Source organism: uncultured Duncaniella sp., assembly GCF_910577345.1.
Lineage (GTDB): Bacteria > Bacteroidota > Bacteroidia > Bacteroidales > Muribaculaceae > Duncaniella.
Genome location: NZ_CAJTMT010000039.1, coordinates 1 through 25,185 on the forward strand (window position 1 = coordinate 1; position 25,185 = coordinate 25,185).

Below are 25,185 nucleotides of genomic sequence, written 5' to 3' on the forward strand. Positions count from 1 at the left end.
GATCAAACTCTTCGTTGTTGTCTATCTTTTTCTTTTCTTTTCTATTTTATAAATAGAGCAGGAAAGCTGACAAAAAGAAGACCGTTGTTCTGTTCTTTTATTTTGCTTTCACAGAGACTTCGGCCGGATCCCGTCTGACTTATCGGTTGAACACCGGATATGGAAATTTGACAGAGTTCATTTTCTATCACCACACATATATTATATATGGTGAATGACTCTTGTACTACTTCGTTATTGTTGCAAATATTTCAATGTTCTCGTTTCGCTTTCTCAGAAGCGCCTCTCAAGACGTTCAGCGGAAAACTTTGCAAAGGTACGTCGAATTTTCGAGACTCACAAATCGTTTTCGAGATTTTAACATCTTTTTAACTTTTCATCGGCGAACCAAATCAAGTTTTTCAGCGTTTCAATCTTTATCGCCTCACCGCTGTGGGGCTTGCTTCTCAAAAGCGAGTGCAAAGGTAGACACTTTCTACATATCCTCCAAATATTCATAGATGTTTTAACAGAATTTTAACAGTTAAGCCAATTTTATTGCATTTACCACATTATATTATATTAAAGAATTTTACAGATGGAATTTGGGACTTTGTTTGGGAAAATAGAACAATTTTTCGTATATTTGCAAAATATTTGGAACAATGTGGCCATCGGCCATCTTTCGGATATAATAGTAATTGTTAATTCATAATTCATTCTTAATCTTGGAAACCGGCCGAGACGTCAGTCTGAATGAATCTCATGCCGGTTGATAAAAATTAAAAACACGACTTATTTAAAGACTTTATGTGCGGAATTGTTGGTTATCTTGGCTCCAACGGAGCATACGAGATATTAATCCAGGGTCTTAAGCGCCTTGAATATCGCGGTTACGACAGTGCAGGCGTCGCTCTCATTGATTGCGACGGCAAGCTTCATGTCCATAAATCACAAGGAAAGGTGTCCAATCTGGAGCAGGTAGCCCAGGCAGGATGCACTTCCGGCTCTCTTGGCATCGCCCATACCCGCTGGGCAACCCACGGCGAACCCAACGATGTGAATGCCCACCCCCATGTGTCGCAGAGCGGAATGATCGCCCTCGTACACAACGGCACCATCGAGAATTATGCCGTTCTCAAAAAGGTCCTTACCGACCATGGTTATGAATTCAAGAGCGAGACGGACACAGAAGTGCTCGTGCAGCTCATCGAATATATAAAACTCACTTCCTCCTGCACACTCCTCGAAGCAGTGCGCGAAGCTCTCCTTCAGGTTGAGGGTGCATACGCAATCGCAGTTGTCGAGCAGGACAACCCCGACACTATGATTGTGGCCCGCAAGAGCTCTCCGCTCGTCATCGGAGTCGGCGAAGGCGAGACATTTATCGCCTCTGACGCTACACCTATTGTCGGCTATACTGACAAAGTAATCTATCTGAAGGACAACGAAATCGGCATCATCCGCCGCAACGAGCCCCTTCAGGTCATCTCGCTTTCGAGCAACGAACCATCCACTATCAATATCCACAAGCTGAAACTGTCTCTCGCTCAGCTCGAAAAGGGCGGTTATGACACCTTCATGCTCAAGGAGATTTTCGAACAGCCTTCGACTCTCCGCGACTGTCTGCGCGGACGTATTGTCGACAACTGTTCACGCGTTGTGCTCTCAGGCGTAGAGCTCAACAAGGAGCGTTTCATGAAGGCAGAGCGCATCACCCTCGTGGCTTGTGGAACATCCTGGCACGCAGCCCTCATCGGCAAACGTCTCATCCAGGACTTCTGCCAGATTCCCGTCGAGGTGGAATATGCTTCGGAATTCCGCTACGGCAATCCGGTGCTCAACGAGAAGGACATCGTGATTTCAATCAGCCAGTCAGGCGAGACTGCCGACACCCTCGCTGCCATCCAGCTTGCAAAGGAGAAGGGCGCATTCGTCTACGGTATCTGCAACGTTGTCGGAGCATCCATCCCCCGCAACACCGATTCCGGAACCTATATCCATGTAGGTCCTGAGATTGGCGTGGCCTCAACCAAGGCTTTCACCGGTCAGGTGACCGTCCTCACACTCCTCGCGCTCTCTGTCGGCCAGCTCAGAGGCACAGTGGATCAGGAAACACTCCACAATGTGCTCGTAGCCCTCGACAAGCTCCCCGAGACAATCAAGGAAGCACTGAAAGTGGATCCCGACGTGAAGAAACTTTCAAGAATCTTCGCTTACGCCCACAATTTCCTCTATCTCGGACGTGGCTACAACTACCCCACCGCGCTTGAAGGAGCCTTGAAGCTGAAGGAAATCTCCTACATCCATGCAGAGGGTTACCCCGCTGCCGAGATGAAGCACGGCCCCATTGCGCTCATCGACCACGAGATGCCGAGCGTGATTATCGCACCGAGCGATTCACTCTACGATAAGATCATCTCCAACGTGCAGCAGGTGAAGTCGCGCGGAGGTGCTGTGGTGGCCATCGTTTCACGCGGAAACCAGGCGATGAACGACATTGCCGATTTCTGCATCGAGATTCCCGAAGTGCCTGAATGCCTGACTCCTATCGTGGCTTCTATTCCCTTGCAGTTACTTGCCTACTACATCGCTGTCAACAAGGGCAAGGACGTGGACCAGCCCCGAAATCTTGCAAAGTCTGTGACTGTGGAATAATCCCCACGCAGACTCCATACGATACAAAAAGCTCACGGATTGACTCCGTGAGCTTTTTTGTCATCCGACATGTCAACTTTTTGGCCATACTGATGGTTCTATATAGACAACCACAAAACAATCAACTTAATCTATATATTTATTATGGCTAAAAAAAGTATCAAAGGCACTGAGACCGAAAAAAATCTGGTCATAGCCTATATGGCTGAATCAGCTGCTTATTCCCGTTACACATATTATGCCGGTCAGGCTGACAAAGAAAATTACTTCCCTATCGGTGAAATTTTCCGTCAGACCGCGGCCAATGAACTCCGCCACGGCAAGATTTTCTTCAAATTCCTTGAAGGTGGTAACCTCGACGTGAAACTCGGCGTTGACGCAGGCGTCATCGGCGATACAGCCTCGAACCTCGCGACAGCCGCAGCCGAAGAGAGAACCGAAGGAGTTGAACTCTATACAAAATCGGCAGAAGTAGCCGAAAAAGAAGGTTTCCCTGAAATCGCTGAGCATTTCCGTGCAATCGCTGAAATCGAGCAGCGCCACGAGAACCGTTTCAATGCCTACCTCAAGCAAGTGAAGGAGGGGACAGTATGGAAACGTGAGAAACCCATCACATGGCAGTGTCTCGTCTGCGGTTATCAGGTTGAAGGCACAGAGCCTCCAAAGGTTTGTCCCGCATGTGACCATCCCTACCAGCACTATATCGCCCTCGATATGGACGAACTCTAAAATCAGAAATGCAATCCATCCGAATAACGAAGAGGAGCGTGGCGACCCGAAGGTTTCCACGCTCCTCTATTTCTTTTGGGCATACCGCCCGGATGGAGGCTTTATTACATTGCAAAGACGTTGAAACCACCGTCGACAACAGCGACTGTGCCTGTCACGAATTTGGAAGCATCCGAGATGAGATACTGGATGGTTCCGCAAAGTTCCTCAGGTTCACCGAAGCGACCGAAGGGGGTCTGACGGATGACAGCAGCACCGCGAGCGGTGAGAGAGCCATCAGGGTTGGTGAGAAGGGCGCGGTTCTGGTTGGTGATGAAGAAGCCGGGAGCGATGGCATTGACACGGATGCCGGGGGTGAACTTGGCAGCCACTTCATTTGCCATGAATGCGGTGAAGTTGGAGATACCTGCCTTGGCGGCTGCGTAGCCCATGACGCGGGTGATGGGACGGAAGGCAGCCATCGAAGAGAAGTTGACAATCGAACCCTTGCCTGCCTCTACCATAGGCTTGAGGAAAATCTGGGTCGGAATGACGGTGCCGGTGAGATTGAGGTCGAGAACCTTCTGGAAGGCATCGATTTTCACGTCGAAGAAGTTGCCGTCGGGCGCGATGACCGCACCGGCCATGTTGCCACCTGCAGCGTTAAGAAGCGCGTCGACACGACCATATTTAGCCATGATAGCATCGCAGTTGGCCTGCACGACTTCGGGGTTCATCACATCGGTCACGAGGAACATCGCCTCACCGCCCTTGTCGGTTATAGCCTTCACAATCTCATCGCCTTCTTCCTGACGACGGCCAAGGATGACAATCTTCGCACCCTGAGTGGCGAGGTATTCACTGATGCAACGGCCGAGGACGCCGGTTCCGCCGGTGATGACAACCACTTGGTCCTTTACTGAAAATAATTCGTTCATGTATCTGTCAAAGTGTTTGTGTATGTTCTATATCTGAATTTATTTGCACTCGGCGTTCTCTGCATCGATGGTAGCCATGATACCTGAAACCATACCGAGAGCAAGCATACGGCCATGGAAGGAGTAACCGGCGTTGTAGCCCATCTTCTCGTCGCCGAGCATGAGGGGAGCGTGGTCGACACGCATGGGGACACCGGGACGCTCTTTCTCGAATGTGCGCACGACGTCTATCAGGCGCGGGTCGAGGTGGGTCGACTCCTTGAAGTCGCCGTTGGGCATGACGTTGCAGATGCGCGCATGGACGAAGTGGGTGCGGTCGGCATATTTCTTCGCAAGCGCGGGAACATCGTTGTGGGCACCGGCGCTGAGCGAGCCGGCACAGAATGTCAGACCGTTGTGGGGATTGGGGACCGCGTCGAGGAATGCACGGATGTCGGCATCGCAGGTGACGATGCGGGGAAGGCCGAGAATCTGCAGCGGGGGATCGTCGGGATGGACACACATGTTGATGTCATACTCGTCACAGACGGGCATGATGGCCTCAAGGAAGTATTTCATGTTCTCGCGGAGCTGATTGGCATCAATACCGTCGTAGAGCGCGAGAAGTTCGCGGAACTTCGCAACCGGGTCAAGGTCATTTTCAGAGATATTGCCGTTTACGAAGCCCTGGGTCTTCACGATGATGTTTTCGACGAGACGCTTCTCACCTTCGGCATCCATAGTCGACTTAAGCTCGTCGACGCGGGCAAGGATTTCGTCAGTATAGTCCTTCTCAGCGCCCTCGCGTTTGAGGATATGGATGTCGAAATATGCGAACTCCGCACGGTTGAAGTAAAGATTTGAAGTGCCGTCAGGGTTGGGATATTCGAGGTCAGTACGCGCCCAATCAAGCACGGGCATGAAGTTGTAGCAGATGGTCTTCACACCGGCCTTGCCGAGATTGCGGAGCGACTCCTTGTAGTTTTCGATGAGCTGATCGCGGTCGGGGCCGGCATATTTTATCGACTCGCTGACCGGAAGACTCTCGACCACACTCCAGCGGAGCCCGGCTTTCTCGATGAAGTTTTTCATCTTTTCAACCTCCTCGAGCGACCACACTTCGCCATTGGGAATGTGATGCAGGGCTGTTACGATGCCTTCGACACCGATCTGACGGAGCATCTCAAGAGTAATTTTATCGTTGGGACCAAACCAACGCCATGTCTTTTCCATTCAGTGGTTTTTGTTTAGACGTGAGTATAAAACAAGGCGCAGATCCGCGAGGCTTGATTGACCTCCCCCGGACTGCGCCCCGTATGATTTCTGTTTTCCGATAGATTACTTGCGGGCTTCAGCAACGAACGAGAGCGCTTCGCGGCACTTGTCGGTGACATACTGCCAGTCCTGAGCAGCTACGCGGTCTTTCGGGAAGAGCTTTGAACCCATGCCGACACACCATACACCGGCCTTGATCCAGCCTTCGATGTTTTCCTTGGTGGGTTCTACGCCGCCGGTAACCATGAGCTTGGTCCAGGGCATGGGAGCGAGAAGGCCCTTGACAAACTTGGTGCCGAGGACGTCGCCGGGGAAGCACTTGCAGAGGTCACAGCCGGTCTCCTGAGCTGCACCAACCTCGCTGACAGTTCCGCAGCCGGGGGTATAGGGAACGAGACGACGGTTGCAGACACGCGAAACTTCCGGATTGAAGAGCGGGCCAACGACGAAGCAAGCGCCGAGCTGGATATAGAGAGCAGCAGTGGCGGGATCAACGATAGAACCTACACCCATAGCCATCTCAGGACACTCCTTGGCAGCGAATTTCACAACCTCTGCGAAAACTTCGTGAGCGAAGTCGCCACGGTTTGTGAACTCAAATGCACGAACGCCGCCATCATAGCAAGCCTTTACAACCTGCTTTGCAACTTCTGCATCCTTGTGATAGAACACGGGAACAACGCCAGTCTCACCCATCTTGGCAAGCACTGCAATTTTATCAAATTTTGCCATAATTTCGTTTGGTAAATTTAAGGATAATGATAATCTGATTATATTCGCAAAGTTAAGCAATTCCCATGAAACGCTGAAAAAAATTATCTCATTTATTGTTAATCCTTTCTCTGACAATCTAAAAATCGGTTCAGCCCATCTCAAAAAGCCTCCGATTACCTCAAATAATTTCAACACCCATTAAAAACTCCCTGGCCTCTTGAACTTTGGATAATAATTTGTTATCTTTGCATTCTCAGGAGTCAGCTCCGACCCTCAGACCAGTCCGACCCGTCCGACTTGTCTGACCTGTCTGACCTGTCCGACCAGTCCGATAACTCCGGCAATCCCCCCTCTCCGCTCTTCCCTCTCCCCCCTCTCCCCTAAACCCTCAAACCTCACTAAAAACTCACAACTATGACAGGCTTCCTTCCAAAATCAGGTGGCTACCGCAATCTGAGAGTCTACCGGATTGCAGAAGCCATCTGCGACCTCACTGCTATCTTTGTCAAGCGATTCATACCCGCCAACAGCCGAACCCGCGACCAAATGGAGCAGGCAGCCCGCAGTGGCAAGCAAAACATCGCAGAAGGAAGCACAGCATCAGCAACCTCAAAGGAAACCGAGATAAAACTCACAAACGTGGCCAAGGCATCGCTCGAAGAACTCCTCCTTGACTACGAAGACTATCTTCGCCAACACAATCTCGCTATATGGGGCATCAACCACCCCCGCACCGACAAATTGCGCAGCTACCTCCGAAGCCAAGATTTCTCAAACAACCCTACCCGACTCGCCGAACACCTCGACCCCGAAGGCTACTGCAACCTCTGCATAACACTTATCAACCAAGCGACCTACATGCTGCGCAAACTACTCCAACGCCAACAACAGCAGTTTCTCGAAAACGGAGGCATCAAAGAACTCATGTTCAAATCCCGACTCGAACACCGCAACCGCAGCAATTCAACAAATACTCCCCTCAACTGAGCGACAAATAGAGAAGTAATCAGGACATTGGGGTCTCATTCAAATTAATTCTGAGGCATGTTTTTCGGCTTAATCATCATAAAAGCATCTATCAAACTCCATACTTTAGCTGTAAAGGTGCTTGTTTCTTTTCATTATTCCAAAGCCTCATATACGACGATGTATTTTGACACTTTCATTCATACATAACTGCCACAGAATAGTCATCCATGACTAAAACATCTTTATTGTATAAGGATTTCAACCATTTCCTTAGCATGACCTCATTATAAACCACCTTTCGCAGTTTTCGTATGACCATAGTTTCAAAACTGAACTCTCCGATAGCCATTACTTTTTTTATGACATTGCTGTGCTTCGATAGTTCGTTTTGAGCCCGACTTATCTCTTCCATATAAATCTCCTTATGGGAGAGTTCATACATCATTATAATATAATGAGCCAACGCATCGCTAGTCACGAAAACGAATGAATTCTTCCCCAATGTAAACTCCCCGCTTCCGAATCCAAGCGGATTCAATTCATCTTTACAATTGATAAGAAAAGGTGGGTTGTCAAAATCAGCCAATGATGTAAAGGAGTGGCTTAGTTTCTTAGTAGCGAAATCATAGTGAAACACCACACTATCACCGTACGCCATCCATCGACATGTTCCATCCTCTTGTTTCCAGACTGCAGCCAGCGTTGCAAAAGATCCCTCATCATAAAACTTATCAAGAGCCATGCCTCCCAATTCTTTTGCCGATTCCTCTGCCCGATTGTAAAATTCTTCCCATATTGATCCGATCCATTCATCCAGTTCTACAGATGATTGTATCGGTGAATCGGGTAGCATCCTTAACAGATATTTCGACCATCGGTCGGCAAACAATCCTCCGCCTCCCGCTCCATCCGAAACGGCGATTATATTTTTTCGAGCTATCACCGCATCCTCATTGATTGCGTTCTCCTCGAATTTTCCTAATGTCACGCTCTTTGTTTTCGTCATTTCGATAAGCTTATATTGGTTGGTGTACCTATATCCATAAGTTTTATAAGTGTTGACATATCGGCATTTACAGCCATAGCCGAATGCCGTTGTGATGAATCCGTGGCTTTGATTTTACAGATTTCTTCATTATACCGTAAGGGCAACAAACTTGACAATTCGAAAAGGTCAATTGCAAACCTATTGCCGGCCAGCTCCTCTATTGACTTAGGGAATGTGATATTCGCCTCTTTATTTACATTGATGTGGATGTTGAACAGAATGACATTTCCGTCATTTGTAAACATGGACTTCAACTCATTAGCTTTCTGCTGGACTTCTTCCTTAGTCGCTCCATTATACTGGCCGTCAGTTATATGTATAATTGTTGGCGGATAGCAGTCCTTGTCTTGATGACGCTCCATCCATTGTCCAAGAAGCTGTTTTGCATGGTCAAACGCCTTATGGAAATGAGTCCAGTGTCCTGAATGGTCAGCCTGAATCCACTGCACTTTTTCCACTTCCTTAACCACAGTCCCTCGACGGGTCTTTTTCTCCTCCTTTACCATGATGCGTTTGAAAGGATTGTCACGCAATTCCTCCGGCGAGACGAAATCACGACCTTTGAGTGCGCCTTCCCATGCACTATATGATTTATCGCCATACCCGACAACCGCTATATCGAAATAATGTCTTACTTCGTTTGACTTAATGCATCTCAGGACCAGTTCATTTATCTGCCGGTTTACAATACGCGCAACAGCCTCAGCCATCGTCATCGGTTCACCCATAAGTGTTGTTGTCCTCGACATGCTTACGGAATGGTCAAGCAGGAATATAAATGCCGAAGGAGTGCTTCGGGTTATCTGTGCCGTATATGGTATCTTGCTCTGCATCTGTCTTGTAGCTGTAGGGATGCGTATACCGAAATTCGATATGTTGAGTATCTTTTCAAGAGGGATGAAATTCTTCACAAGCACTTCTGCCTGATAAAACGGCTGTTCCTCCTCATCAAGATCAAAATAATCGCCTGTCTTTACTGTCTCAAAGTGGATGTTCTTGAAATCATCTATGGAATTTCCTACCGTCGCACCATTTCGCACCGCATTTATGTCAGAAAATTTCGTTTCATTGTCATAAATCACTTCCGGATCAATCTCAAGGACAACAGGATTCGTAATTCGACCGTCATCCATTGCAACATACATCATCGGATGTCCTTTGACGAAACTAACCCTTACATGATTCTGCAAATTATCTCTTCTGTCAAGACTGCGGGAGAGATCACTTCCACCCGGTTTAGGGATATGGATACCTTTCGCCTCACAGTCTGCCCATGAATAGAGGCCGCCATTCTCAATGATTGATTGGAGGTTGTCTCTGTCTGTGAAATGATACAGCTTCTTTATACCGTGTTTGTCAAGAAGCTCTTTGAATGATTGGTAATTGTCTCGTCGTGCCATAGTGGTTTATTATAAATCCTCAAAGGGAAGTGTCGGGAGTAATTCTTCTTTTTTATCACTGTAGGGATATAGACCCTCTATATAAGCTTTTATCAGATAGGCATGAGAAAGGGGCTTCGTGTTGCTGTCGACATCGCAACAGGTATTGTAGTCAAGGAGTACGACTGTCCGCTTCACCGATTCTTCTTTAAGTCTTTCCACCATATCCGACACCTTGTTTTGAAGCACCCACCTATATGATGGAATATAAATCAGATGCTTGGCTTCAACATACGTCAATATCTCAGTACCTTTAATGCCTTTTCTGTGTCCCAGGACCTTTCCGTGCTTACGGACCGACCTTTTTATATTCTTCATACTTCTGTTACGGAACACCGCAGTATCCACACCTTCATCCTCAAAGACCTTCAATCCTTGCCATATACCCTCCACACTTTCAGCCGTCACACCATCGCTGAAAGGTACGGGAATTCCCCCATGTGGATAAAACGGGCTGAGCGCAACCATCCCATCCTCAGCCTTACTTGTAACATCCACGATATAAGCATCAGGATATTTTTTGAAGATATTGTCAATCTTTTTTCGCTTGGATTCTATAATAATCATGGATTACTCTCTATAAAAATATGATTTTAGTTTATTTCCTACGAATAACCTTACAGTTAGATGGGAAGACTTTTTTATCTAATATTAACTTATCCGGAATAATCACACTTTGCAAGGAGAAACACCTTAAAAAAGCCCCAAATTCAATAGTCGTGACTGAATTCGGGATCGTAACACTTTCCAAAGATTCACACGCATGGAAAGCAAGACGTCCAATTATCGAAACCGAATCAGGAATTATCACACTTTGCAAGGAGAAACAATGACTAAAAGCATAAACTCCAATTGTTGTAACCAAATTTGGAATCGTAACACTTTCCAAGGATACACAGTCGGAAAAAGCCCCATCTCCAATTGTAGTGACCGAATTTGGAATCGTAACTCTTTCCAAGGATACACAGTCGGAAAAAGCCCAATCTCCAATTGTAGTGACCGAATTTGGAATCGTAACTCTTTCCAAGGATTCACACCCTCTGAAAGCATTATCTCCAATTCTCGTGACTGAATTCGGTATTTCTATAGTTAGTGATTGACTAATACAAGAAATTAGAAACCCTCTCTCATCAACGAGCAAACCATCAGTAACGGTAAATCGTGATTTTTCTGAAATTGATAGGTGAAGTTGACCACATCCACTAAACGGATTTGGGGCTAAAGTCTTAACTGAACTAGGAAGATTCGCACTTCGCAATGATTCACACATACGAAAAGCTCTCTCTCCAATTGTAGTGACCGAATTCGGGATCGTAACTCTTTGCAAGGATTCACACCCTGCGAAAGCACAATCACATATCATCTTCGTTCCTTCTTTAATATTATAATTCACTAATAATGACTTATCAGGACATTTCAACAAACGAATCCCATCCTTACTATAAATCACTCCAAATTCATCTGCAACTCCTTCTGCCAAATCGTCATCATTTACACTCGTGTCAACAATCTCTTCAACCAAACTAAGCTTTAGCTTTTCCGGTTTTTCAGTTAGTAATGTTCGGAAAGAGAGCAATTCCAAGCTATTCTTAGCTAATGTTATAAAAAACGCGCCCAACAGTAAACACAACTCCTTATCTGATGCAAGAGTCAGAACTTCATTAAGCGTAGAGGACATAGAAGTGTCCTGGAAGTCGCGTTCAGTAAACAAGAGGGTATCATTCGTTGAGGTTGACCTTAGTTTCGGCTTCAAAGCGATTGTCTTCAATGAAAGAGCGATTACTGCGATTGAAAAATCTTCGATATGCTCATCAAAATCTTTCTCTGTACGCGATGGATGACGGTAATCGGGGCTCCCAATCTCACGCGCTGATTCACCTTTCATTGACGGTACATACATACCATCGTAGTCTACCAATACCAACGACCCATCTTCACGGACAAGGATATTGTCGGGTTTGAGGTCGCCATGCGCAAACGGCTGCGTCAGGAGCCAAGCTGCCATGCGGTTGAATCGATAGCTCAACATCTCAAGGTCATAGCGATTGTCTATATGTTGTTCTATATAACTGGAAACAGTCTGACCCTCCACCCAATCCATTAAAACGACCGGGAATTCTTCACTGTCGCACTGCTCTGAATCAACAAAAAGTTCATCCTCCAAATAACGCAATGGAACGATGTAGGACGATGACGCACATTCCAACTCATCTGCAATTTTCCGATAGCTCTCATTACGTCTCTCCTGCTCCTTTATAAAGCATTTTACTGCATATAGCTTACCGGTAACTTCATCTCTCATCTTAAAAATAACAGCAAAGTTACCACTCGACATAACCGGATTTCCTCTACCGTCAAGCACAGGACGAAGGGTAGAGAGTTCTTTAAAATTATCTTCCGCAGAAAGAATAGCATCACGATATTCCGAAATCAGAGGGTATTCCATTTGTTTTATTTACAATGAGATTTCAAATAAGGTTAAGGGTATCTACAAAGATAATGAAAATATCAGATACAAAACAATCACGGTCAAAATTATATCTGCTGTCTGCATAATTTTGACCGTGATTTTCATTATCAATCAGCATATTCAAAATAAGTATATTTACTATCAGTACTATTATTACAAATATCAAAAGTAGCTTTATATGTGAATTCAAAATCGACGACTCACATACAAACAAATCTTTAACAATCTAATTAGAAAAGTAACTCCAAAATCATCATTAATACCAAATTCAACAATATCATCAATAAAATCCAACATTAACAGAACCCGTTTTATAATACACAAATAATCAATCAGTTTATTAAATAACTGCAGATTATTTACCCCACTTACTTCAAAAGTAAATGAGAACTCAAATTTAACATGAATTTTTAGATTCATCTTTGTTGATTAATTTCTTCATCATGAATATTTAAATTATTAATAATATTATCAATTCTACTTTCAGCATTATTAAGAAAGCCTCTATGATTTGAAGATTAATAAAGTAAGAAGCTATGACACAAAAATAAAATTATTTCTGTTTAAAACCAAATAGTTCATGCAATTTCCCCGCATAAAAAATAGAGTATAGATAATAGTACAATTACGGCATATTGCCTGACTATTATCTATACTCTATACTTTAATCTCTATACTCTAATATTGAGTACGGAGAATGATTACTTCTTGTCGCGGTTGCGCCAGAGGTTGGTCATGTCTTCGAGGGTCTTGCCCTTGGTTTCGGGGACGAGGGCGGCGACGAACCATGCGGCGACTACGCAGATGATGCCGTAGAGGGCATAGACGAACATGTGGCCGAACTTATCTCCCATGCCGAGACCGTGCATGTTGTACATCGGAACGAACGTAGAGGAGACGATGAAGTTGAAAATCCACTGGAAGGCCACTGCGATTGCGACTGCCTGCGAACGGATGGTGTTGGGGAAGATTTCGGCGATGAGCACCCAGCAGATGGGACCCCATGAGAACATGAATGATGCCGAGTAGACCATGATGGAGATGACGGGAACGATGGGGGCGATGCCGTCGACGATGTTGGAGATACATACGCCAAACGCACCGATTGCCATACCAATCGAGCCCCAGATGAGGAGGGGTTTGCGTCCGAGTTTCTCAACAGAGAACACAGCCACAAGGGTGAACGAGATGTTGACGATACCCATGATGATGGTCTGGACCATCGGGTTGCCCATGTTCATCGACTCGAAAATACGGGGTGCATAGTAGAGCACTGCGTTGATACCAACAGCCTGCTGGAACACTGAAAGCATGACACCGACGAAGATGACCATGATGCCGAATGAGAAAAGCTTCTCGCTCTTGACCTCGACAGTGCTCTTAATCTGGGTAAGGATTTCCTTGGCCTTGTCATAGCCATTGATGTGTGAAAGCACCATGAGGGCTTTCTCATCGCGGCCGGTGAGTGCGAGGTAGCGGGGCGATTCGGGGACGAGGCAGACGAGGATGGTGAAGATACCTGCCACGATGCCTTCGGAGCCGAACATGTAGCGCCAGCCTCTCTCGATGGTCCATGTGTCGGACTCGGAGCTTACCTGATAGAGTGTCTCGCCGATTTTCTCAATGACTGGCTGAGTGTGCTCGCCGAGGATGAGGAAGTTGACGAAGTAAACGACAAGCTGTCCGAAAATGATGGCAAACTGGTTCCACGACACGAGTGTACCGCGAAGATTCGACGGAGCGACCTCGGCGATATACATCGGGCAGATTGCCGACGCAAGACCAACGCCGATACCACCGATGATACGGTAGAAGTTGAAGGCAACGAGGAGGCTTCCGGTGGGCACACCGTAGTCAAAGAACATAAATTCGGGATAGTAGCTTCCTAAGGCTGAGAGGAAAAAGAAGACACCGGCGATGGCAAGTGATTTCTTACGTCCGAAATATGAGGCGAAGAAGCCTGAAAGCGCAGCACCGATGATGCAGCCGAGCAGCGCGCTCGACGAGGTGATACCGTGGATGGTGTCAGTGTAGACAAAGTCTTTCGCTCCGAGGAAGAATGCCTGAAGGCCCTTCTCGGCTCCTGAAATCACGGCTGTGTCATAGCCGAAAAGCAGACCACCGAGCACTGCAACGAGCACTATCGAAAAGAGGTAGATCTTGCTTCCTTTCTGGGGATAATTCATGGTTTGGTAAGAAGTTTGTTAGATGTGATATGATTTGTTTTCTTGATTTATTGCGGTTTGAAAGAGATGAGGCATGAGAGGGATGGCTGAAGGAAAGAGTATTCGATATATAGGTGTGCAACTACGGCAACACACGCGCTGTTCCAATAAGAAACAAGGGGTTTACGACAGCGACCGGTGCGACCGGCCGGGGATATTGGGAAAATGTCCGTGCGCCACTTGCGTGGCAGCACGAACATCATATAGTCATGACGCGGGTGCGGCGGGTTCAACGCCACACCCTGTGTCATATCAGCAATACATGTTGACGATAGCTTCGTAGAGCTCCTGCTTGCCGGAAGTGCGCTTGGGTTCACCAACTTCCTTGCCGTAAACATAGACATCCTCGAGAGTGAGCTTGCCTTCCTCGAATTCCTTGCCCTTGCCTGCGTCGAATGAAGCATAGCGTTCGCGGAGCATTTCCTTGTAGGGTGACTCTTCGAGAAGAGCGGCAGCGCTTTCGAGTGCGCGGGCCATAGCGTCCATACCTGCGATGTGGGCGATGAAGATGTCGTCGAGGTCGGTAGAGTTACGACGGGTCTTTGCGTCGAAGTTTGTACCGCCGTTGCCGAGACCACCGTTGCGGATGATCTGCATCATGGCCTGGGTGAGCTCATAGTTGTCGATGGGGAACTGGTCGGTATCCCAGCCGTTCTGATAGTCACCACGGTTTGCGTCGATTGAGCCGAGCATACCGTTGTCGACAGCCACTGCAAGTTCGTGTTCGAAAGTGTGACCGGCGAGAGTTGCGTGGTTCACCTCGATGTTGAGCTTGAAGTCCTTGTCGAGGCCATGCTCCTTGAGGAAGCCGATGACAGTCTCGCTGTCAACATCATACTGATGCTTTGAGGGTTCCATGGGCTTGGGTTCGATGAGGAATGTGCCGGTGAAGCCCTTTGAACGAGCGTAGTCACGGGCAAGACGGAGCATCATTGCGAGATGTTCCTTCTCACGCTTCTGGTCAGTGTTGAGGAGGCTCATGTAGCCTTCGCGACCACCCCAGAATACATAGTTTGTACCGCCGAGGGCGATTGTTGCGTCGATAGCGTTCTTGATCTGGACGGCTGCACGGGCAACAACGTCGAAGTCAGGATTGGTTGCAGCACCGTTCATGTAGCGGCCGTTGCTGAACACGTTTGCAGTACCCCAGAGGTTCTTGATGCCGGTTTCGGCCATCTTTTCCTTGAGATAAGCAACGATTTCCTTCATATTGTGCTCGTATTCCTCGACAGAGCTGCCTTCGTCAACGAGGTCAACGTCATGGAAGCAGAAATACTCGATGCCCATCTTCTGCATGAACTCGAAGCCTGCGTCAGCCTTCTGCTTTGCAATGGTGAGAGCGTCGGCACCTTCGTTCCAGGGGAATTTCTTGGAGGGACCGCCAAACTGGTCGCCACCTTCTGCACAAAGGGTGTGCCACCATGCCATAGCAAACTTGAGCCATTCCTTCATGGGCTTGCCAAGGATTACTTTTTCTGCGTCATAGTAACGGTAGGCCATGGGATTCTTAGAGTCCTTGCCTTCGAATTTGATTTTCCCGATACCGGGGAAATATTCTTTAACTGCCATAATAATAATGTAATTGGTATAATTTGGTAAAATAAGATTGTGTTTCAATTAGATTTCCCGCATCAGGCGCTCTTTCCAGAGTTCGTATGCGTCGCGATAGGCGTGGCGGTCGGCCTGCGAAGGCTCGATAATCTCAATCTTCTCCAGCGATGCAAACGCCTCGTTGTTGTCACGGTAGATTCCGGCACCCATACCTGCACCCTTTGCAGCACCGACAGAGCCGTCGGTGTCGTAGAGCTCGATTGTCGCACCGCTCACTCCGGCAAGCGTGTTGCGGAAGAGGGGGCTGAGGAACATGTTGGCATGTCCGGCATGGATCTTGTTGATGGGCATACCCATCTGCTCCATGATTTCCATTCCATACATGAACGAGAAGACGATTCCCTCCTGAGCCGCACGGAGGATATGCGATTTGTTGTGGGTCAGGAAGTTCACGCCGTGGATCGAGCAGTTGACCTCCTTGTTCTGCAACACTCGCTCGGCACCGTTACCGAAAGGAATGACCGACACACCTTCGGCTCCGATGGGAGCTTTGGCGGCGACATCGTTCATCTCGGCATAGCTGATACCTTCGGGTGCCACTGTGCGTTTGCTCCACGAATTGAGGATACCGGTGCCGTTGATGCAGAGAAGCACACCCAGACGGGTTGCGTCGTTGCTGTGGTTCACATGGGCAAAAGTATTAACACGGCTCTTGGTGTCATAGTTCACTTCGCCGAGCACACCGTAGACCACTCCGGAGGTTCCGGCGGTCGACGCGATTTCACCCGGATTGAACACGTTGAGCGAAAGCGCGTTGTTGGGCTGGTCACCCGCACGATACGAAACCGGAGTGCCTTCGGCGAGTCCGAGTTCGGCTGCGGCTTCGGCTGTCACGCGGCCCTGGATAGAGAATGTGGGGACGATTTCGGGGATGATTCCCTCCGAGAAGCCGAAATATTCCATGAGGAAGTCGGCAACCTTGCCCTCCTTGAAATCCCAGAGCATCATTTCCGACAGACCGGAAACGGTGGTGCAGATGCGGTCGGTCAGACGCATGGCGATATAGTCGCCGGGGAGCATGATTTTGTCGATTTTCTCGAAGACCTCCGGCTCGTTCTCCTTCACCCACGCAAGTTTAGTGGCTGTGAAGTTGCCGGGAGAGTTAAGTATGTGGCTCAGACACTTCTCCTCACCGAGAGCGCCGAAGGCTTTCTCACCGTAGGGGACACCGCGGGAGTCACACCAGATGATTGCCGGGCGCAGGGGCACCTTGTTCTTGTCGACCATCACGAGGCCGTGCATCTGATACGAGATGCCGATTGCCTTAATATCCTTCGAGTCAATCTTGGCGACCGCGAGGATGCTTTCGGTGGCATGTTTGAGGCAGTCCCACCACTGCTGGGGGCGCTGCTCTGCCCAACCGGGCTTGACGGCGATGATTTCAGCCTCTGTCTTCGGATAGAAGTCCGAAGCAATCGTCCTGCCGGTTTCGGCGTTCACAAGGCTCGCTTTCACTGACGAGCTTCCTATATCATATCCTAAGAGATACATAGTTCTGTCTTCGTTTTTTATTGGAATATATTTAGGTACGTTAAATTCTTCATCTATCCGTGGAGCCACCGCGGACTCTCCGTCCGGCCACCCGCACGGATTCCTCCTCCGGCGGTTATCTCGAACCGCTGTAGGCCTTCTTGTCGAAGCGGTAGTAGCGGGCGGCTCTGTGGGCCACTCCCTGCTGACGCTCGTCAAGGGGAATAATGTAGGGCAACTGTGAGATTTTCTTATGGAAGTTGCGGACATCGAGGGGCTTGCCGTAGAGAATCTCCATGAGCATCCTGAACTGCGAGGCGGTGAACTTCTTCGGAAGAAGGTCAAAGATGAGCGCGCGGTTGTTGTCGGTCTCGCGGCGGATTGCGCGCAGAGCTTCCTCGATTATCTGGTTGTGGTCAAATGCAAGTTCGCCGAGTTCGTTGAGTTTCTTCCACTCAGCGGCCTCCGAATTCACGTTCTTCTCAAGATTCTTGTCGAGCTTGACAAGCGAGAAATAGGCGATGGTCACGATGCGCTTCACTTTTGCCTGCTCCTTTTCGAGCCAATGGAGGTCGCGCTGCTTGCTCTTGCGGTCTTTCGAGCCGAATGCTTTGAACTGGGTGAGCGCTACTCCTGTCAGACCGGTCTGGTCCTTCAATACTCTTGATGCCGCATCGTCAAGATCCTCGTCCTGATAGATAAGGTAGCCCGGCAGTTTATTGTCCGAGAACATTTCGCCGCCTACATCGCTGCCTCTGCGTTTCAAAAGCAGTACCCGGAGATTTTCACCGTCGAAACCGAAAACGACGCAATCCACCGAGATGTGGTTATTGGCAAGTGGAGCCATAAAAAGTTTTAGGTGTTTTAAGGTTATATGTATAAAAGATGTGCTATTTTTCTGCGAAACAGATGGTTTTTCTGCTTCTGCTTACAAAATTAATAATTTTCGTCCACCATTTTCGCTCCAAAAACATGTTATAAAACATATTTACGCTTCCCGTTGCGCCACTTTACGCCTGATTCCAAAGCCTCTTTTCGTCAAAATTACAATAAGTCATCTTTCCTATCCCCCCTCAGCCCTCAAACCCGTTGTTTACCTCGCTTTTATACCACGCGCGACGCGCGAATGCTTATGGTCATTTTTACAATAAGTCCTGCCGCTTCAATCCGCCGCCCCGTTTTGTTAAATTTTCTTAACCGCTCCACTCCTTTCCCATCATCGTTTGTTTAGAGAATAAAGCGCCTCGAGTTTCAACTCTCACTGCAAAACAGAGGGCCGACCATTAACAAACAACTAAAAATTTTAACAAACAAACAATAATCACCAATAATTAGAGTATTAATAACGAATGAAACCTCTTGTTTCCGAAAAAACTCTTACACTTCAACTAAAAAGCAAAAACATGAAACGTATTCTTCTTGCTTCAGCCCTCGTCGGCTGTATTATGAGTGCCTCGGCACAGGACATCATCGAACGCCCCACATTTGGCGACAACTGGCAGATCGGTCTTGACGGTGGTATCACAACACCTCTCAAGGGACACTCCTTCTTCGGCAACATCCGCCCGAACGTTGGTCTGCACATTGGTAAACAGCTCACCCCCCTCTTCGGTCTCGGAGTTGAAGGAATAGCAGGTATCAACACCTCTTCGGTCAACGGTGGCCGTCACAGCAAAACCGCTTTTGACAACACCTACGTCGGAGCTTACGGTACCTTCAACCTCACCAATGCCTTCTGTGGCTTCCGTTGCGAACCCCGCGCATTCACTGTCGACGCTCTCGTCGGTATCGGATGGCTCCATGACTATGTAAGCTACGGCAGCGACCACAGCAACATCGGTGCCAAGGCAGGTCTCAACTTCAACTTCGCCGTCACCGACCACTTCGGCATCTCGCTCAAACCGAGTGTCCTTTGGAACGTAACCGGCAACGGTACAGGCCACCACGATCAGGGTCTCGACCTCAAGCGTGCAAACTTCAACCTCACCGTAGGTCTCAACTACAACTTCGGCCCCGGCTTCCAGTGTGTCACCTGTCCTCCCGACAATTCCTACGAAGTCGCCGAACTCAATGGCCGCGTGAACGCACTCCGTGCTGAAGTCGACGGTCGCGACGCAGCTCTCGCAGCAGCCAACGCCAAGAACGCCGAACTCACCGCAGCCCTCGCAGCAGCAAACGCCAAGCCCGCAAAGGTTGTCAAGGAAAACAATCTCGAATCTGTCCGCTACGTCTTCTTCAAGATTGGTTCAAGCACTATCACTGCCGACCAGCAGCCTAACATCGAGATGATCGCAGCTTACCTCAACAACCATCCCAAGGCTACCGTACAGGTTCGCGGCTATGCTTCAGCCGACGGTCCCGTCGAACTCAACGAACGTCTTGCAAAGGCCCGTGCAGAGTCTGTCAAGAACGCCCTCATCAAGAAATACAAAATCAACCCCAGCCGTATCTCAGCTGAAGGACAGGGCATCGGCCACATGTTCAGCGAAGAATCCTGGAACCGAGTTTCAATCTGTACTCTTGACGCCGACTAATCAACGCTCTGACACCTATAATATATAGGTGATATATTGAAAACGACTTATAGCTCCCGCCGGACCAACCTCCGGCGGGAGTTTTTTTGCACCCGCTTTTGCATTATCGCACCATTTCACCCCGATTCCGACCTTAACTTTGCAATGTCAAACAAATCAATTCACTTCCTAACCCTTAAAAACCGAAAAGACCATGCAGACACCCCAAACCCCACCCGCACCTCTTGAATTCGTCCGCCATCCCGACTCGGCACTCATCGACGAAACCGCTGAAAACACTACCGAACCCGACACTCCGGCAGACCCCGACGACCCTACCTCACGAATCCTCTCCACTCCGCGCCGCAGCGCCTGGCCGGACTGAAGAAATGCAAACTGACAGACAAACCTACACTTTAACACCTAAAAAACCTGAATCAACATGCTGACAACCTCTCTCACCAACGAACTTTCCCCCAACCTTCTCCGCAGTGCAATCGACGACCGCATCGTCAAAATCCGCCCCTCTTCAACTCCCCTCGACCAGATTTCGCGAATGGTCGGAGCGCGCAAGGCTGCCTCAATGCGCGTCGACTACTACTCCGTCGACACCAAGGAAGGCAGCTCCACGGTAGCCGATACCATCCGCAACCTTCCCCTCACCCACGGTCAGTCCTTCGACCTCACAGTCGCTAAAGGCTCCCTCTTCTCCGAAACCGAGACAGTCCTCATCCCTACCCTCACAATTCCCGACGGTGCCTATAAGGGACAGGCTCTCGTGGCCTACGTCGCCGCAGTCAACGCCAACACCCTCTCGCTCGTTCCCGTCAACATTCCCGACACGGCCACCATGCTTGAAATCGGCACCGTCAGCAAGGGTGACCCCGTCATCCGCATGGGCCGCGCCGCCCGCGAGCTGGATGTCCAGACCGCCCAGTATGTCGCACTCCCACGCAAGGACTACAACTACTGCCAGATATTCAAATCCCAGGTGGAGGAGAGCCTCTATCAGCGACTTTCCGACAAGGAAGTCGGCTGGAACTTCTCCGACCAGGAGGAAGTGGCCATCATGGACATGCGCATGGGCATGGAAAAATCATTCCTCTTCGGAGCACGCGCCCGCGTGGCCATCGGCGACAATCCCGACGAAATCCTCTTCACCGGCGGCATCTGGAACCAGACCGACCGCACCTTCACCTATCCCAAGGGCGACATCTCGACCGCCACGCTCGTGCAGCTCTCGCGCGCAGCCTTCACCGGCCGCTCCGGCTCGTCGCGCAAGGTGCTCCTCGGAGGCTCCGGCCTCATGGAAGCCCTCAACCAGAGCCCCCACATGAAGGTCATCAGCGCCGAGGAGAAGGAAAGCGTGTGGGGCGTGGACTTCCACCTCGTCGTCACCAAGTTCGGAACCCTCTACGTCCACCACTCCGAAGTCTTCGACCTCTGCGGTAAGGAGAACTCCGGCATGGTCATCGACCCTGACTACATCACCAAATACACCCACGTCCCCTTCTCGGCCGACCGCATCAGCTTCCGCAAGCAGGGTGTACGCAACACTGAGGGCGTAGTCCTCACCGAAGCCTCCTGCCTTGTCCTCCGCTACCCCGACTCCCACCTCCGCATCGAAGCCGAAGGCTAAACCACTATCCTCTAAGGTAAAAAAACAGGCCTCTGAAGAAAAAATCTTCAGAGGCCATTTTTTGTCCGTATGGACAGTATCTTACTTCGAGGGAGTCACCTCAGAAGTCTCGACATCAAACACGAGCATAGCGTTGGGGGCGATGCCGGCCTGGGGGTTGCCGTCGACACCGTAGGCAAGCTTGCCGGGGATGTAGAGGATGTAGTGAGCGCCGTTCTTCATCATGGAGAGACCCTCACCGAAACCGGGAACTACGCGGTTGGGGTTCATCACAACGCCTTCAGAGTTCTTGTCAAACTCCTTGCCGTCGATGAGCTTGCCGACATATTTCACCTTTGCGCTACCGTTAGCACCGACAGCTTCGCCTGTACCCTCGCTGATAACCTTGTAGGCAAGACCTGAATCAGTCACCTTGATTGCGGGATCCTTTGCCATCTGGTCCTTGAGGTAAGCTTCACCGGCAGCTACATTTTCCTTAGCTTCGGGGCTGTTTTCCTTGGCAGCCTTTGCTTCCTCTTCCTTCTGCTGATAGAATTCCATCATTTTCTGCTGAGCCTGCTCTGCGAGAACCTGGAAGGTGGTCTGAGCCTCGCGAACTGCGTCGGCGTTGATAGTGTCGGCAGAGAATGCCTTTGCGTATGCCTCATAGAGTTTTGCACGGTCGATGGGCACACCTGCCTCTTCATAGCGGAAGAGCTGGCCGACCATCTGAAGGCCGAAGCTGATACCGGTGAGATAGCCCTGCTGGGTGGTGTCGGTCATGATGACCTGCTTGAGACCGCGGAGAAGGTCTTCCTTCTTGATGTTTGCCTTCTGATCCTCGGGAAGAGTCATGTATTCCGAGAGAAGACGTGCGCCCTGGGCGTCACCCATAGCGACAGAGAGAGAATCGCCAAAACCCTTGTTGGCACTGTTGGAAGAAGATGATGAATTGCCGCAAGAGCTTGCGCCAAGCATCAGTGCGGCAACGCCGCAAGCCATGATAAGCTTTTTCATAAATTTTGGTTGGTAAGTTATTTTTTAATGGTGTTTTTTATCGTTTTTTCTACTGAACCCGCCCTTACGGCAAAAGTCAGCTATTACTGCGAAAGTCCCGGACCACACCGGTCCGGAACTCCACGCATTTTTATCCTTGCTGATTCAGCAATGCATCAATCATGAATTATGAATAATGCATCATGAATCATGCATTACAAATCACTTCTTAATCACCTTAAGCAGCTCCACGTCGAAAATCAGTGTGGAGTTCGGGCCGATCACGCCACCCGCACCCTGAGGACCATAGGCGAGCTGTGAAGGGATGAACAGACGCCACTTCGAACCGGCCTTCATGAGCTGAAGAGCCTCAACCCATCCGGGGATTACCTGAGTGACACCGAAGGTAGCGGGAACGCCACGGTCAACAGAGCTGTCGAACACTGTGCCGTCTATAAGCTTGCCGGTATAGTGTACTTCAACCTGATCCTGAGCGGTAGGCATCTCGCCGTCACCCTCTTCAAGCACCTCATACTGGAGACCTGAAGGTGTGGTCTTGACCTCTACGCGCTTGCCGTTCTCCTCAAGGAACTGCTTGCCCGCAGCCTCGTTGACCTCAGCCATCTTGGCAGCCTCAGCCTTCTGCTTCTCTTCGAGAGCAGTGAAATATTTCTGAATCTCAGCCTTAGCCTCATCGTAAGTCATCTTGGGCTCACTTCCGTAGAACACGGCGGCAACGCCGTCGGCAAAATCCTGAACATTGATTTCCTGGATGCCGCTGGCACGGAAATTATTACCCATGCTCAATCCGAGAGCATAGCTGATACGGTCTAATTCTTTATTTTCCATAATTATATATCAATTTAGTTGTCATCAAGTCTGCAAAGATAGGCTATTTTATCGCTACGCGTTGATTTTTTTAATTTAAAAAAGTTAAATTAATCATTTAGCCCCTTCCGGAGCCGGAATGAAACTCACTCCAAACTCCACACCTTCAACAACCCGACAACCCCAATAGTTGTCCGGCCGACAGACTTTATACTTTATAATCAATCATTTACATTTGTTAGTCGTCAGGACATAGCACCAAGAATCTATCCGGAGATTATAATGACTCCAAAGATTGCAGAGCCTCCGACGATTGTAGGGACGCGCTGTAGCGCGTATGCCGAATGAACAACCGACAGCCCATCCGATAAATACTTAACACTTTATCCTTAATACTTTATACTTAGTACTTGGCAAAACTTAGTACTGTGTACTAAGTTTTGCCAAGTACTTCCCGATGATGTCAAACTCGATATTGACCTCACTTCCCACACGAATCTCCTTGAAATTCGTATGCTCGAAAGTATAGGGAATAATAGCCACGCGGAACGAATAGCGCTCCGAATCGCAGACCGTAAGGCTCACACCGTTGACAGTCACCGAACCCTTCTCGACAGTCACATAACCCTTTGCAGCCATTTCGGGAGCGACCTTATAGGTGAACTTATAGTAGCGGCTACCCTCCACCTCTTCGATCTCCTCGCAGACAGCGGTGCAATCCACATGGCCCTGCACGATATGACCGTCCAGACGGCCATTCATCATCATAGAGCGTTCGAGATTCACCAGACTGCCCTCCTTCAGACCACCGAGATTACTGCGGTCAAGAGTCTCCTGAATCGCAGTCACAGTATATGTACCGTCGCCCGGAAGAGAAACCACAGTCAGACACACACCATTGTGAGCCACACTCTGATCAATCTTCAGTTCATCAGTAAAACTGCACTTCACGCGAAGGTCAACATTACCCTCCTTGCGCACAACTTCGACCACCTGAGCGGCCTCCTCAACTATACCAGAAAACATAAGATTAGTTTTGAGTTTTAAGTTCTTAGTTTTTTTAGTTTTTAATTTTAAGCTTTTAGTTTTAAGCTTTTAGTTCTTAGCTTTAAGCTTTCAGTCCTTAGCTTTAAGCTTTTAGTTTTTGGGGTTAAGTTTTTGGGGTTTTAGTTCCAATTTCTTTTTCGATTTCCAAATTCAAGCCCTCAGCCTCAAGCCCGGGCCATCAGCCCCAAGCCCAAATCTTCAAGCCCTCAGCCCTTAGTCCGAAGCCATAAGCTTTTAGATAGAATCCATTAGGCCTATTAGCCTTATTAGGCTTATCTGACCTATCAGCCCTATTTGGCTTATTAGGCCTATTGGACCTATCAGCCCTATTGGACCTATTTGGCTTATTAGCCTTAGCCCTCTAAACCCAACAAGCCTCAAACTTGCCTATCTCCTGCAAATTTACGAAATTTGCCAATCAAACCAAAACAACCACAGAAATCATGAAAAAAAGCCTCCTCTACACACGCACCGGCGATGCCGGCACAACCTCCCTCATCGGCGGACAGCGCATCGCCAAAAACTCCCCCCGAGTCTCAGCCTACGGCACCCTCGACGAACTAAACGCAATGATAGGCCTCGTCCAAGCCCACTGCACCCAACTCGACGACTTCGTCACCTCAACCCTCCTGACAATCAACAACACCCTCTTCAACATCGGAGCCTACCAAAAACTCCCCCCGAGTCTCAGCCTACGGCA

Annotated in this window: 21 protein-coding genes; 7 read left to right on the forward strand and 14 right to left on the reverse strand. The window is 48.9% G+C overall.

Annotated elements, in window-relative coordinates; genetic code table 11:
- The first annotated feature begins 789 nt into the window (after positions 1 to 789).
- Together glmS and rbr are read left to right on the forward strand one after the other, a co-directional pair.
- Positions 790 to 2,637, forward strand: coding sequence for a glutamine--fructose-6-phosphate transaminase (isomerizing) (glmS, locus tag QZ310_RS12350; protein WP_297073284.1), 1,848 nt, complete (start codon positions 790 to 792; stop codon positions 2,635 to 2,637).
- A 144-nt stretch (positions 2,638 to 2,781) separates the two neighbouring features.
- Positions 2,782 to 3,366, forward strand: coding sequence for a rubrerythrin (gene rbr, locus QZ310_RS12355; RefSeq protein ID WP_297073286.1), 585 nt, complete (start codon positions 2,782 to 2,784; stop codon positions 3,364 to 3,366).
- A gap of 104 nt (positions 3,367 to 3,470) precedes the next feature.
- Here the strand turns inward: rbr and QZ310_RS12360 are convergent, their stop codons facing one another.
- From QZ310_RS12360 to QZ310_RS12370, 3 genes are all read right to left on the reverse strand, one after another.
- Positions 3,471 to 4,283 carry an SDR family oxidoreductase gene (locus QZ310_RS12360; RefSeq protein ID WP_297073288.1) on the reverse strand — a complete coding sequence of 271 codons (813 nt, stop codon included), beginning with the start codon at positions 4,281 to 4,283 and terminating at the stop codon, positions 3,471 to 3,473.
- A 39-nt stretch (positions 4,284 to 4,322) separates the two neighbouring features.
- Positions 4,323 to 5,495, reverse strand: a complete 1,173-nt coding sequence (uxuA, locus tag QZ310_RS12365; protein ID WP_297073291.1) for a mannonate dehydratase — start codon at positions 5,493 to 5,495, stop codon at positions 4,323 to 4,325.
- 105 nt (positions 5,496 to 5,600) lie between these two features.
- Entirely contained in the window at positions 5,601 to 6,269 is a 669-nt protein-coding gene (locus QZ310_RS12370) for a bifunctional 4-hydroxy-2-oxoglutarate aldolase/2-dehydro-3-deoxy-phosphogluconate aldolase (protein ID WP_297073293.1), read from the reverse strand.
- 396 nt (positions 6,270 to 6,665) lie between these two features.
- Between QZ310_RS12370 and QZ310_RS12375 the strand changes: the two genes are divergently transcribed.
- Positions 6,666 to 7,238: a four helix bundle suffix domain-containing protein gene (locus QZ310_RS12375; protein ID WP_297073295.1), complete on the forward strand. Its 573-nt coding sequence runs from the start codon at positions 6,666 to 6,668 to the stop codon at positions 7,236 to 7,238.
- A 175-nt stretch (positions 7,239 to 7,413) separates the two neighbouring features.
- On the opposite strand, the gene QZ310_RS12380 is transcribed toward QZ310_RS12375, so the two are convergent.
- The 8 genes from QZ310_RS12380 to QZ310_RS12415 all read right to left on the reverse strand — a co-directional run bounded on the left by QZ310_RS12380 (position 7,414) and on the right by QZ310_RS12415 (position 18,330).
- Positions 7,414 to 8,226 (reverse strand): hypothetical protein, encoded by an 813-nt coding sequence (locus tag QZ310_RS12380; RefSeq protein WP_297073298.1) that lies wholly within the window; start codon positions 8,224 to 8,226, stop codon positions 7,414 to 7,416.
- Positions 8,223 to 9,668 carry a DarT ssDNA thymidine ADP-ribosyltransferase family protein gene (locus QZ310_RS12385; protein WP_297073300.1) on the reverse strand — a complete coding sequence of 482 codons (1,446 nt, stop codon included), beginning with the start codon at positions 9,666 to 9,668 and terminating at the stop codon, positions 8,223 to 8,225. The genes QZ310_RS12380 and QZ310_RS12385 overlap by 4 nt, the downstream gene beginning before the upstream one ends.
- Before the next feature lie 9 nt (positions 9,669 to 9,677).
- Positions 9,678 to 10,274, reverse strand: coding sequence for a hypothetical protein (locus QZ310_RS12390; RefSeq protein ID WP_297073303.1), 597 nt, complete (start codon positions 10,272 to 10,274; stop codon positions 9,678 to 9,680).
- A gap of 31 nt (positions 10,275 to 10,305) precedes the next feature.
- Positions 10,306 to 12,153, reverse strand: a complete 1,848-nt coding sequence (locus tag QZ310_RS12395) for a leucine-rich repeat protein (protein WP_297073305.1) — start codon at positions 12,151 to 12,153, stop codon at positions 10,306 to 10,308.
- A 725-nt stretch (positions 12,154 to 12,878) separates the two neighbouring features.
- A complete protein-coding gene (xylE, locus tag QZ310_RS12400; RefSeq protein WP_297073307.1) occupies positions 12,879 to 14,363 on the reverse strand; it encodes a D-xylose transporter XylE in 1,485 nt (494 codons plus the stop codon).
- 291 nt (positions 14,364 to 14,654) lie between these two features.
- Entirely contained in the window at positions 14,655 to 15,971 is a 1,317-nt protein-coding gene (xylA, locus tag QZ310_RS12405) for a xylose isomerase (RefSeq protein ID WP_297073309.1), read from the reverse strand.
- A gap of 48 nt (positions 15,972 to 16,019) precedes the next feature.
- Positions 16,020 to 17,504, reverse strand: a complete 1,485-nt coding sequence (locus tag QZ310_RS12410) for an FGGY family carbohydrate kinase (RefSeq protein WP_297073313.1) — start codon at positions 17,502 to 17,504, stop codon at positions 16,020 to 16,022.
- A gap of 115 nt (positions 17,505 to 17,619) precedes the next feature.
- Positions 17,620 to 18,330, reverse strand: coding sequence for an NUDIX domain-containing protein (locus tag QZ310_RS12415; protein ID WP_297073316.1), 711 nt, complete (start codon positions 18,328 to 18,330; stop codon positions 17,620 to 17,622).
- Between the two features lie 556 nt (positions 18,331 to 18,886).
- On the opposite strand from QZ310_RS12415, the gene QZ310_RS12420 reads away from it, so the two are divergent.
- From QZ310_RS12420 to QZ310_RS12430, 3 genes are all read left to right on the forward strand, one after another.
- Entirely contained in the window at positions 18,887 to 20,017 is a 1,131-nt protein-coding gene (locus tag QZ310_RS12420; protein WP_297073319.1) for an OmpA family protein, read from the forward strand.
- A gap of 193 nt (positions 20,018 to 20,210) precedes the next feature.
- Positions 20,211 to 20,381: a hypothetical protein gene (locus tag QZ310_RS12425; protein WP_297073321.1), complete on the forward strand. Its 171-nt coding sequence runs from the start codon at positions 20,211 to 20,213 to the stop codon at positions 20,379 to 20,381.
- A gap of 57 nt (positions 20,382 to 20,438) precedes the next feature.
- Entirely contained in the window at positions 20,439 to 21,635 is a 1,197-nt protein-coding gene (locus QZ310_RS12430) for a DUF5309 family protein (RefSeq protein ID WP_297073324.1), read from the forward strand.
- Positions 21,636 to 21,716: 81 nt separating this feature from the next.
- Here QZ310_RS12430 and QZ310_RS12435 read toward each other — a convergent pair whose 3' ends face one another.
- The 3 genes from QZ310_RS12435 to QZ310_RS12445 form a co-directional block, all read right to left on the reverse strand.
- Positions 21,717 to 22,631 (reverse strand): FKBP-type peptidyl-prolyl cis-trans isomerase, encoded by a 915-nt coding sequence (locus QZ310_RS12435; RefSeq protein WP_297073326.1) that lies wholly within the window; start codon positions 22,629 to 22,631, stop codon positions 21,717 to 21,719.
- Positions 22,632 to 22,832: 201 nt separating this feature from the next.
- Positions 22,833 to 23,459, reverse strand: a complete 627-nt coding sequence (locus QZ310_RS12440) for an FKBP-type peptidyl-prolyl cis-trans isomerase (RefSeq protein WP_297073328.1) — start codon at positions 23,457 to 23,459, stop codon at positions 22,833 to 22,835.
- 399 nt (positions 23,460 to 23,858) lie between these two features.
- On the reverse strand, positions 23,859 to 24,464 hold the full coding sequence (locus QZ310_RS12445) for a riboflavin synthase (protein WP_297073330.1): 606 nt from the start codon (positions 24,462 to 24,464) through the stop codon (positions 23,859 to 23,861).
- Positions 24,465 to 24,928: 464 nt separating this feature from the next.
- Between QZ310_RS12445 and QZ310_RS12450 the strand changes: the two genes are divergently transcribed.
- A partial coding sequence (locus QZ310_RS12450; RefSeq protein WP_297073332.1) for an ATP:cob(I)alamin adenosyltransferase occupies positions 24,929 to 25,185 on the forward strand: 257 nt, incomplete at its 3' end.

Coding starts and splice junctions, on each gene's coding strand:
- glmS (WP_297073284.1), top strand. CDS start 790: ATGTGCGGAATTGTTGGTTATCTTGGCTCCAACGGAGCATACGAGATA.
- rbr (WP_297073286.1), top strand. CDS start 2,782: ATGGCTAAAAAAAGTATCAAAGGCACTGAGACCGAAAAAAATCTGGTC.
- QZ310_RS12360 (WP_297073288.1), bottom strand. CDS start 4,283: ATGAACGAATTATTTTCAGTAAAGGACCAAGTGGTTGTCATCACCGGC.
- uxuA (WP_297073291.1), bottom strand. CDS start 5,495: ATGGAAAAGACATGGCGTTGGTTTGGTCCCAACGATAAAATTACTCTT.
- QZ310_RS12370 (WP_297073293.1), bottom strand. CDS start 6,269: ATGGCAAAATTTGATAAAATTGCAGTGCTTGCCAAGATGGGTGAGACT.
- QZ310_RS12375 (WP_297073295.1), top strand. CDS start 6,666: ATGACAGGCTTCCTTCCAAAATCAGGTGGCTACCGCAATCTGAGAGTC.
- QZ310_RS12380 (WP_297073298.1), bottom strand. CDS start 8,226: ATGACGAAAACAAAGAGCGTGACATTAGGAAAATTCGAGGAGAACGCA.
- QZ310_RS12385 (WP_297073300.1), bottom strand. CDS start 9,668: ATGGCACGACGAGACAATTACCAATCATTCAAAGAGCTTCTTGACAAA.
- QZ310_RS12390 (WP_297073303.1), bottom strand. CDS start 10,274: ATGATTATTATAGAATCCAAGCGAAAAAAGATTGACAATATCTTCAAA.
- QZ310_RS12395 (WP_297073305.1), bottom strand. CDS start 12,153: ATGGAATACCCTCTGATTTCGGAATATCGTGATGCTATTCTTTCTGCG.
- xylE (WP_297073307.1), bottom strand. CDS start 14,363: ATGAATTATCCCCAGAAAGGAAGCAAGATCTACCTCTTTTCGATAGTG.
- xylA (WP_297073309.1), bottom strand. CDS start 15,971: ATGGCAGTTAAAGAATATTTCCCCGGTATCGGGAAAATCAAATTCGAA.
- QZ310_RS12410 (WP_297073313.1), bottom strand. CDS start 17,504: ATGTATCTCTTAGGATATGATATAGGAAGCTCGTCAGTGAAAGCGAGC.
- QZ310_RS12415 (WP_297073316.1), bottom strand. CDS start 18,330: ATGGCTCCACTTGCCAATAACCACATCTCGGTGGATTGCGTCGTTTTC.
- QZ310_RS12420 (WP_297073319.1), top strand. CDS start 18,887: ATGAAACGTATTCTTCTTGCTTCAGCCCTCGTCGGCTGTATTATGAGT.
- QZ310_RS12425 (WP_297073321.1), top strand. CDS start 20,211: ATGCAGACACCCCAAACCCCACCCGCACCTCTTGAATTCGTCCGCCAT.
- QZ310_RS12430 (WP_297073324.1), top strand. CDS start 20,439: ATGCTGACAACCTCTCTCACCAACGAACTTTCCCCCAACCTTCTCCGC.
- QZ310_RS12435 (WP_297073326.1), bottom strand. CDS start 22,631: ATGAAAAAGCTTATCATGGCTTGCGGCGTTGCCGCACTGATGCTTGGC.
- QZ310_RS12440 (WP_297073328.1), bottom strand. CDS start 23,459: ATGGAAAATAAAGAATTAGACCGTATCAGCTATGCTCTCGGATTGAGC.
- QZ310_RS12445 (WP_297073330.1), bottom strand. CDS start 24,464: ATGTTTTCTGGTATAGTTGAGGAGGCCGCTCAGGTGGTCGAAGTTGTG.